This window comes from Clostridium sp. TJA032, from assembly GCF_058310275.1.
This window is the reverse complement of sequence record NZ_JBZEFB010000004.1, coordinates 204975-215702: the sequence shown is the minus strand read 5'-3', so window position 1 is coordinate 215702 and position 10728 is coordinate 204975. Positions and strand designations below refer to the sequence as shown.

Below are 10728 nucleotides of genomic sequence, written 5' to 3'. Positions count from 1 at the left end.
GATCAAACTCTCAATTTAAAAGTTTAATCTATACTCATATTACTTATAAAAGAATTGCTGGTTTATGTTAATATCTTCTGTTTAATTTTCAAAGACCATTTCTTCGTCGCCCTCAAGCGACTTCTTTAGTTTACCATCGCTTTCGAACTTTGTCAACATTTTTCTTCAAAAAACTTTTTTAACTTATTTGCTAAGTTTTGTTTTTTTATTTTGTTGCTTTCCGTCAGCGACAAGTAATATATTATCATATAAGATTATATAAATGAATTAATAAAATTCTATTAATTAAATTTATATTATAATTACTCTTTATTTCTTAATTTTTCTCATATTTTTAATTATTGATACACTTGGTAAAGTTTATGCTATATTTTTATGATTTTTATCATATAAAGGTCATTTTCAGTCAATTTAGCTATAATAAATTGTATTTATATTTGTTTTTTTAGTTAATTTTAATTTCACTTATATTTTATTTTTGTATTTAATTTTTAAATATTAATAAAAAAAATAACAAAAAAACCTAATGCTTAAGCATTAGGTTTTTTATATCTATACTAATTTTCTTCATTTTTTATTTCATTGTCTATTTCTACTAAAACTTCGTCTGTATCTTTAGAATCATTTAGTAAAGTTTCATCATCTTCATTATTATCTCCAGATATTTTGGCAATTGTTACAACCGCTTCATCTTCTAAAGTTCTCATAAGTTTTACTCCCATTGCAACTCTACTTGTAACTGAAATATCACTTACATTTATTCTTATAGCTACACCATGGTTATTTATAAGCATAATCTCATCATCTTCTTTACATACAGTAGCTCCAACCACTTTTCCTGTTTTATCAGATACTTTGTATGTGATAAGACCTACTCCACCCCTGTTTTGAACTTTATACTCATCTATGTTAGTTCTCTTACCATAACCATTTTCACTAACAACTAATAATTTTTCATCCTCTACTGCTATGTCCATACAAACTGCAACATCGCCTTGTCTTAGATTTATAGCTTTAACTCCAGAAGCTGTTCTACCCATAGGTCTAACATCTTTTTCGTTAAATCTTATAGCATTACCCTCTTGAGTTACAAATATTATATCTGCATCTCCATATGTTATTTTAGCTTTTAGAAGTTCATCACCTTCTCTAAGATTTAAAGCTATTAATCCATTCTTTCTTATGTTCTTAAAGTCTTTTAATGGTGTTTTCTTAACTATTCCTAGTTTAGTTCCCATAAATAAATATCCTTCTTCTTGAACATCCTTAAATGAAAGAACAGTTTGTATTTTTTCATCAGCTTCTAAGGGTAATATATTTACAAGATTTGTTCCCTTTGCAGTTCTTCCTGCATCTGGAACTTCATAAGCTTTAATCTTATAAACTTTTCCTTTAGTTGTAAAGAATAATAAATTTGAGTGTGTTGATGTTACAAGTACATTTTCAACAAAGTCATCTTCCTTAGTTGTCATTGCTTGTATTCCCTTACCACCTCTTTTTTGAGCTGAATATACATCTGAAGATATTCTCTTTATATATCCAGTATGAGTAAGAGTTATTACAACATCCTCTTCTTGTATTAAGTCTTCTATATCTATTTCATTTTCTTGTTTCTCTATTTGAGTTCTTCTTTCATCTGAATACTTAGCTTTTATTTCTAAAAGTTCTTCCTTTATAACTTCTAAAAGTCTTTCTTCACTTGCTAATATTGCATTTAAATATTCTATTAACTTCATAAGCTCATTGTATTCATTCTCAATTTTATCTCTTTCAAGACCTGTAAGCCTTCTAAGTCTCATCTCTAAAATTGCAACAGCTTGTTTTTCACTAAAACTAAATTGTTCAATAAGAGTATTTTTAGCTATTTCTGAAGTCTTAGAACTTCTTATTATATTTATAACTTCATCAATGTTATCAAGTGCTATGATAAGTCCCTCTAATATGTGTGCTCTTTCCTTAGCCTTATTAAGCTCAAACTTAGTTCTTCTAGTTATAACATCCTTTTGGAAGTCTATATAATTAACTAAAACCTGTTTTAAGTTTAATATTTTTGGTTGATTATCAACTAAAGCAAGCATTATAACACCAAAGGTATCTTGCATTTTTGTATGTTTATATAAAAGATTTAATGTTATATTAGGATTTGCATCTCTTTTAAGTTCTATAACTATTCTCATACCTTCTCTATCTGATTCATCTCTTAAATCTGATATTCCAGTAATTTTTTTATCTTTTACTAAATCTGCAATGTATTCTATAAGCTTAGCTTTATTAACTTGATAAGGAAGCTCAGTTACTATTATTTTATGTTTTCCATTTTCCTCTTCTATTTCAGCTTTAGCTCTAACAACTATTCTACCTTTTCCTGTTTCATAGGCAGCTCTTATTCCTGATTTACCCATTATTATTCCTGCTGTAGGGAAATCTGGTCCTTTAATATATGTCATTAATTCTAAACTTGTCAATTCTGGATTATCAATAAGTGCTACTGTTCCATCAATTACCTCACCTAAATTATGAGGAGGTATGTTAGTTGCCATACCAACAGCTATACCTGATGAACCATTAACTAAAAGGTTTGGATATCTTGAAGGTAATACAACAGGTTCCTTTTCCTCACCATCAAAGTTTGGAGTAAAATCAACTGTACTCTTATTTATATCTCTTAACATTTCAGAAGCTATTTTATTCATTTTAGCTTCTGTATATCTCATAGCAGCTGCTGAATCTCCATCTACAGATCCAAAGTTACCATGTCCGTCAACAAGCATATATCTTAAGGAGAAATCTTGTGCCATTCTAACTAAGGCATCATAAACTGATGAATCACCATGTGGATGATATTTACCCAAAACTTCCCCAACTATTCTAGCACATTTTCTATATCCTCTTTCAGGATATAGTCCTAATTCTTGCATTGAATATAAAATTCTTCTATGAACTGGTTTTAAACCATCTCTAACATCTGGTAATGCTCTACCAACAATAACGCTCATAGCATAGTCTATGTAGCATTTTTTCATTTCTTTATTAATATCTATGGGTATTACTTTTCCCTCATTTAAGCTCATGTACTTCACCTCATATTAGTACTATATATCTAAATTGCTAACATTTTTAGCATTCTTCTGAATAAATTCTCTTCTTGGCTCTACTTTATCGCCCATAAGAATAGTAAATATCTCATCTGCTACCATAGCNACCAACAATAACGCTCATAGCATAGTCTATGTAGCATTTTTTCATTTCTTTATTAATATCTATGGGTATTACTTTTCCCTCATTTAAGCTCATGACTTTCACCTCATATTAGTACTATATATCTAAATTGCTAACATTTTTAGCATTCTTCTGAATAAATTCTCTTCTTGGCTCTACTTTATCGCCCATAAGAATAGTAAATATCTCATCTGCTACCATAGCATCTTCAATATCTGCTCTTAATAATATTCTTGATTCTGGATCCATAGTAGTTTCCCAAAGTTGTCCTGCATTCATCTCTCCAAGACCTTTATATCTTTGAACATTTACACTACTGTCTTTTCCACCAAATTCTTCTATTATTTCATCTGCTGCAGCATCTGAATATGCATATCTTTCTTGTTTTCCTTTAGAAATTTTATATAGTGGTGGTTGTGCTATATAAACATGCCCCTGCTCAACTAAGTCTCTCATATATCTATAAAAGAATGTTAAAAGTAAAGTTCTTATATGAGCACCATCAACATCAGCATCAGTCATGATTATTATTCTGTTATATCTTATTTTCTCTATATCAAATTCTGGTCCTATGCCAGCTCCAATTGCAGTTACCATTGACCTTATAGTATCTGAACCTAGAATTTTATCTAGTCTTTGCTTTTCTACATTCATTATTTTACCTCTTAAAGGTAATATAGCTTGGAATTTTCTATCTCTTCCTTGCTTTGCAGATCCTCCCGCTGAGTCTCCCTCAACTATATATATTTCACATTCTTTTGGATCTTTTGATGAACAATCAGCAAGTTTACCAGGTAATGAACTTCTTTCAAGAACTGATTTTCTTGTAAGCTCTCTTGCTCTTCTTGCCGCTTCTCTTGCTCTTGAAGCTAGTAAAGCTTTTTCTATTATTATTTTACCAACTTCAGGATTTTCCTCTAAAAAAGTAGATATTCCTTCTCCTGATATTGAATCTACTGCACTTCTAGCCTCACTATTACCTAACTTAGTCTTAGTTTGCCCTTCAAATTGTGGTTCAGATATTTTAACAGAAACAACAGCAGTCAATCCTTCTCTAATATCATCTCCTGATAAATTTTTATCTGATTCTTTTAAATGACCAAATCTTCTACCGTAATCATTCATTACTCTAGTTAAAGCAGTTTTAAATCCTGCTAAGTGAGTTCCACCTTCTACAGTATCTATATTATTTGCAAAGGTAAATATATTTTCATTAAAGCCATCATGGTACTGAAGAGAAACTTCTACAGAAATTCCATCCTTAATTCCTTCTACATATATCGGCTCCTCATGTAAAACTTCTTTATTTCTATTTAAATAACTTACAAAAGATTTTATACCACCTTCATAGTGATATACTTCTTCTTTGATTACATCTTCTCTTTCGTCTATAAGAGTTATATTTATTCCTTTATTTAAAAAAGCTAATTCTCTAAGTCTTTGTGATAAAATCTCAAAGTCAAATTCAGTTTCTTCAAAAATTTCATGGTCTGGTTTAAAGTGTACCTTAGTTCCGCTACCCTCAGCTTCTCCTACTTTTTCTAATCCAGTTAAAACTACTCCTCTTTTGTACACTTGTTTCCAAACATATCCGTCTCTTGTTACAATTACTTCGCATAATTCTGAAAGGGCATTAACTACAGAAGCACCAACTCCATGTAATCCACCAGATACTTTGTATCCGCCACCACCGAATTTACCTCCAGCATGTAAAACTGTCATTATAACTTCTACAGTTGGTTTTCCCATTTTTGGATGTATTCCTACAGGCATTCCTCTTCCGTCGTCAACTACAGTAATTGAATTATCCTTGTGTATGTATACTTTTATATTTTTACAGTATCCAGCTAATGCTTCATCAATACTGTTATCAACAATTTCGTAAACTAAATGATGAAGACCTCTAGAACTTGTGCTACCAATGTACATTCCTGGTCTTTTTCTTACAGCTTCTAGTCCTTCTAAGACCTGAATCTGACTTGCATCATAATTTTGATTGTTTTGCTCCAACATATAACTCCTCCTATATAGCAGCAATTTACCTTTTATAGGGTCTCCGTGAATAATCTCAAACAACTTATTAGCAAATACTTAAATTATAATATTTTCTTTAAATATTACTTAAAAGTTTTGTTTAAAGTCTATGGGTAAACCCTTCCCAAAATAAATGTGGCAATCCTATTTTATAAAATCTTTCAACAATAAATCTTTAGTAATAACCTCAAATTTATCTAAATTCAAAAATTTAAGGATTATAATTAATATCTGTACGCTTTGTTAATGTAGATGATGATATAGGCGAAAGATATACCTTACTCATTTTATCTATTTCAGCTATAACAAAAGACTTTGGTTTTTCATTTGTAATTCTTTCAACAAATCCATCCTCTTCAGCCATTCTTAAGAATTGTATAGTATCTGAACTATACATAGCAGTCTGTATATCAAATATTCCTATGACATCTTTAACTGGAACTACTACATTCTCTCCTAAGTGTAAAAACACAAATACTCCTCCTTTAACATTGAATACGTCCATTTATAACTCTAAATACCTTTGAGTTTTCATCTAAATAACTAGTTAAATCTTCTATTCCTGTGCAGGTTATTACCGTTTGTATATTTTTTATAGATGTCAAAACATATCTTTTTCTATTAAAATCTAATTCTGATAATACATCATCTAATAAAAGTACAGGATACTCATTAGTTATTTCTTTTATTATTTTTAAAGATGCAAACTTTATTGTTAATACACTAGTTCTTTGTTGCCCTTGTGAACCATAAATTTTTGCATCTATATTATTTAAATATATATTAAAATCATCTCTATGTGGACCTATAGATGTAGCTCTTTTATCTATATCCTTTTTTCTATTTTGTCTTAATAGTTTTATCATAGAATCTTTAATATTATCTAAATCTTTTACAGTGGAAATATATTTAAATTCAATATCTTCTTTCCCTGAAGTTATCTCTTTATGAATTTCTTTAGAATATTTGTTTAACTGTTTTATATATTTTAGTCTAGTCTTTATAATATTCTCCCCATATTGAGCTAATTGTATATCATATATATCTAACATTTCCTCACTTATGTCTTTATTTTTTAAGACTAAATTTCTTTCATGTAAGACTTTGTTATACTGAACTAAATTATGATAATATCTCTTATTTAATTGACTAAGCTCCATATCAATAAATCTTCTTCTTACTCCAGGAGATTCCTTTACTATTTTTAAATCTTCAGGAGAGAACATAACAACATTGAATGTCCCAATTAATTCTCCAATTTTATTTATCTTTATTGAATTTATACTAATAGCTTTCTTGCCGTCTTTTAAAATATTCACATCTATGATTTTATCTAATCTATCTTTATGAACATCTAACCTTATAAAAGCTCTGTCCTTATTCCACTCTATTAGTTCTTTATCTCTATTAGTTCTGTGTGACTTAGCAAATCCACAATAATATATAGCTTCTATTACATTGGTTTTGCCTTGTGCATTATCACCTATAAAGACATTTACATTAGGACAAAGCTTAATTGATAAATTTTCATAATTTCTATAATTAATTAATTGCAAACTTTTTATATACATAAAAACACCTATATTTAATTATACCATATTCTTATGTTCTTTAGGCTATGTATCTTTAAATTAACTTATAAATTTCCCCATTGAACTCTACAGTATCATCAACTCTTAATTTTTTTCCTCTTTGAGTACAAACCTCACCATTTACTAAAACTTCTCCGTCCATAATAAACATTTTAGCTTCTGAACCTAAGCTAACTGCTCCACACCATTTTAAAAATGAATCTAACTTTATAAACTCAGTATTAATTTTAACTTCTTGCATAATTATACACACAATGTATATTTTAATTTACATTGTTTCTCCTTTCAAATATAAAATAATCTATGAGCAGTTTAGTAATACTAAACTGCTCATATTCTTAAAAGCAAATTAAATTTATCTTGCTATTCTAACAGGTAAAACTAAATACTCACATAAATCATTATTTTTATTTCTTATGATACATGGTGATATACTACTTGTCATTCTTAATTCTATTTTATCCTCTTCCATATTTTTTAAAACGTCTAATAAATACTTTGAGTTAAATGCAATTTGTATTTCATCACCTTGCAACTTTATAGTAACCTCTTCTCTTACTTTTCCTAATTGAGAATTAGATGTGATTATTATATTTTCATCATTTATATCAAATTTAACTAAGTTACTATTTCCTTCCTTAGCCATAAGTGATGCTCTTTCTATACCATTTTGAAGACTTTGTTTATCAACTTCAATTTGTAATTTATGTTCTTTTGGTAAAAGTGCATCATACTTTATGAACTCTCCTTCTAATAATCTAGATATAACTTTAGTGTCGCCCATATTAAATAATATGTGATTTGGAGTAAAAGTTATATTTACAATTTCTTCTGAATCCTCTAATATCTTAGCAACTTCATTTAGAGTTTTTCCTGGTATAACAGCATTTATTGTATTTGTAGTATTTATATTCTCTGTTCTTATTGCTAATCTATATCCATCTAAGGCTACTAAATTTAATTTAGAGTCCTTTATCTCAAATAATATACCTTGAAGTATAGGTCTTGTTTCATCTTGTGCTATAGCAAAAGATGTACCCTTTATCATATTTTTAAGAATACCTTGACTTATTGAAAATATCATATTTTCATTTATCTTTGGTAAACTTGGAAAATCTTCTGCATTCATATGTAATAAATCAAAAACAGATTTTTGACAAGTTATTCTTATAGATTCTTCTGATACAGTTTCTATTTTAATTTTATCATTAGGTAATTTTCTTATTATTTCCCCAAATATTTTTGCATCAACTACTACCTTTCCTGGTTCTATAACATCAGCTTCAAATTTAGTTTCTATACTAACATCTTTGTCAGAACCTATTATAGTTACTATATTTTCATAAGCTTCTATATATAACCCTTCTAGTATAGGCATAGTTGTTTTTCCTGTTATAGCTTTTTGAGCTATAGTTATAGATTCTTGTAATTTATTTTTGTCACATGTAAATATCAAAATAAAAACCCTCCTTTTAGGACTTATTCACAAAAGTTATACACAATGTGAATTTTTATATAATAGATATATTAATAGATAATATATATAATAATAATAGTAATAGTAGCTGTGGATTTGTGGATAAACTCTTATAAGCCTTTTATATCAATGGTTATAAGGATTTTTTGCCTGTGGATAACCTGTAGATTACTTTGCACAATTATCCACAACAAAAAATAGAAAGAAAAATAATAAACATAATAATCCACAGGTTATCCACAGATAATATACAGTTATTATGTACTTTTTTTATTACTTTTGAGTAAGCTTTTTAGTTATATCACTAATCATGCTTTGAAGTCCTTCATCTGTTTTTAAATTTTCAGATATTTTTTCATAAGCATGTATTACTGTTGTGTGATCTCTTCCTCCAAATTCTTCGCCTATTTTAGGTAAAGACATATCTGTAAGTTTTCTGCTAAGATACATAGCTATCTGACGAGGATAGGCTATATTTCTAGTTCTTCTTTGAGATTTTAAATCCTCTACTCTTAGATTATAATAATTTGCTACAGATTCTTGAATAGTTTTTACTGTAACAGGTGCACTTTCTTTATTAGATATAATATCTTTAAGTGCTTCTGAGGCTAAATCAACGCTTACCTCTCTATTAGTTAAAGAAGAATAAGCAATTATTCTTATAAGTGCTCCTTCTAATTCTCTTATATTTGATTTTATTTTTGTTGCTATATAAACCATAACTTCATTTGGAACATTTAGTCCTTCAACATCAGCTTTTTTCTTTAATATAGCCATTCTTGTTTCAAAATCTGGTGGTTGAATATCAGCTATTAACCCCCATTCAAATCTAGAACGTAATCTATCTTCTAGAGTTGGAATTTCTTTAGGAGGTCTATCTGATGAAAGAATTATCTGTTTATTTGCTTCATGTAATGCATTAAATGTATGGAAGAACTCTTCTTGAGTACGCTCCTTACCTGCTATGAATTGAATATCATCAATTAATAAAACATCAACTTTTCTATATTTATTTCTAAATTCTTCATTCTTGTCATCTTTTATAGCATTTATAAGTTCATTTGTAAATTTTTCTGAAGAAACATAAACAACTTTTGCTTTAGGATTTTCTTGAAGAATATAATGTCCTATTGCATGCATTAAATGTGTTTTTCCAAGTCCAACTCCTCCGTATATGAATAAGGGATTATAAGCTTTAGCAGGTGACTCAGCTACAGCTAAAGAGGCTGCATGAGCAAATCTGTTGCTATTACCTATTACAAAGGATTGAAAAGTGTATTTAGGATTTAAGGTTGCAGACATTTCGTCGCTAACTACTATGGAACCATCTGCATCTTTTGAGTTGTCTTTTTTTTCTTCTTTTTGTTTTTCTTCATTTTCTTTTTCTTCTTCTAAATCAGATTCAAGATAAAATTCTATTTTAAATTTTCTAGATGTTACAATCTTTAGAGCTTGAATTAATAAATCTTTATATCTTGTATCTAAAATTCCCTTAGTGAATTCGTTTGGCACTGAGAGTTTTAGAAGGTTATCTGAAATAGATATAGGAGTACAGCTTTTAATCCAAGTATTAAAGCTTATTTCAGATATTTCTCCCTTTATTATGTTTAGTGCTTGTTCCCAGAGATTATTTAGTTGGGCATCCATCTTCTATCCTCCAATCATAAAATTACTTTTACTTTTAGTTATGCACATATAATTAACATATTAGATTATTTTTTTTATCATGTGAATAAAGTTATTAACAGGCTGTTGATAATGTGGATAAATTACCTCTAAAAAAAATTATCAACAAGAAATATAAACAGTTCTTGTTGAAAACTAAGATTATATAAAACCTTTGTATTTCAAGGGTTTTATAGATTATATTTATAGATTTATATAAATAATATACAAGTTATCAACAGGCTTATTAACAAGTGTGGATAAGTTGTTATATTATATAAAGTTATTCACAATGCATTAATATGATAACATAAATATAAGGGGATGTTCAATAAGTTATCCACAAAATTAACAGCTGTTGATAACTTATTTTGTGTAAAATTAATTTTACATAAATTATATAAATTTAATTAGTTTTTTCATAGATTAATTTTAAAAGTAAGGTAAAAGAATAATAATTAATTAAAGTAATTTATGTGTTTTTAATAAAATAAATAAAAAAGTATTTTAAAAGTGAAGATTAATAACAAGTTGTGAGTTAATTTGTGGATAACTTTATAACTATAGTTATAAAGTAGAATTTAAATTAATAATATATCTTAGAAAGTATAATATTTAAAAAGAATAGAATTTAAAGATAACATAATATTTTTTATAAAAATAAGAGTAATTATTTTTCCTTTATAAAATGAATATTTAAAACTTTATAAAAGTAAAATAAGGGTGAGATAATAAATCTTT

The 10728-nt window shown here is 27.9% G+C and carries 7 protein-coding genes and 1 pseudogene; all 8 read right to left on the bottom strand.

Going from position 1 to position 10728, the window contains the following annotated elements; all coding sequences use genetic code 11:
• Positions 1-557 precede the first annotated feature (557 nt).
• The 8 genes and pseudogenes from gyrA to dnaA all read right to left on the bottom strand — a co-directional run bounded on the left by gyrA (position 558) and on the right by dnaA (position 9969).
• Positions 558-3071: a DNA gyrase subunit A gene (gene gyrA / locus AC4FRL_RS10475; RefSeq protein WP_491140147.1), complete on the bottom strand. Its 2514-nt coding sequence runs from the start codon at positions 3069-3071 to the stop codon at positions 558-560.
• Between the two features lie 21 nt (positions 3072-3092).
• Positions 3093-3200, bottom strand: a pseudogene (locus AC4FRL_RS10470) (hypothetical protein); the annotation flags it as partial.
• Positions 3201-3315: 115 nt separating this feature from the next.
• Positions 3316-5232 (bottom strand): DNA topoisomerase (ATP-hydrolyzing) subunit B, encoded by a 1917-nt coding sequence (gene gyrB, locus AC4FRL_RS10465; protein ID WP_491140146.1) that lies wholly within the window; start codon positions 5230-5232, stop codon positions 3316-3318.
• 232 nt (positions 5233-5464) lie between these two features.
• Positions 5465-5725 (bottom strand): extracellular matrix regulator RemB, encoded by a 261-nt coding sequence (gene remB / locus AC4FRL_RS10460; protein ID WP_300257506.1) that lies wholly within the window; start codon positions 5723-5725, stop codon positions 5465-5467.
• Positions 5726-5738: 13 nt separating this feature from the next.
• Positions 5739-6824 carry a DNA replication/repair protein RecF gene (recF, locus tag AC4FRL_RS10455; protein ID WP_491140145.1) on the bottom strand — a complete coding sequence of 362 codons (1086 nt, stop codon included), beginning with the start codon at positions 6822-6824 and terminating at the stop codon, positions 5739-5741.
• Positions 6825-6879: 55 nt separating this feature from the next.
• Positions 6880-7086 carry a S4 domain-containing protein YaaA gene (gene yaaA, locus AC4FRL_RS10450; protein ID WP_003470354.1) on the bottom strand — a complete coding sequence of 69 codons (207 nt, stop codon included), beginning with the start codon at positions 7084-7086 and terminating at the stop codon, positions 6880-6882.
• A 114-nt stretch (positions 7087-7200) separates the two neighbouring features.
• Complete coding sequence (gene dnaN, locus AC4FRL_RS10445) at positions 7201-8301, bottom strand: DNA polymerase III subunit beta (RefSeq protein WP_491140144.1); 1101 nt, start codon at positions 8299-8301, stop codon at positions 7201-7203.
• Between the two features lie 294 nt (positions 8302-8595).
• Positions 8596-9969: a chromosomal replication initiator protein DnaA gene (gene dnaA / locus AC4FRL_RS10440; RefSeq protein WP_491140143.1), complete on the bottom strand. Its 1374-nt coding sequence runs from the start codon at positions 9967-9969 to the stop codon at positions 8596-8598.
• Positions 9970-10728: the final 759 nt, after the last annotated feature.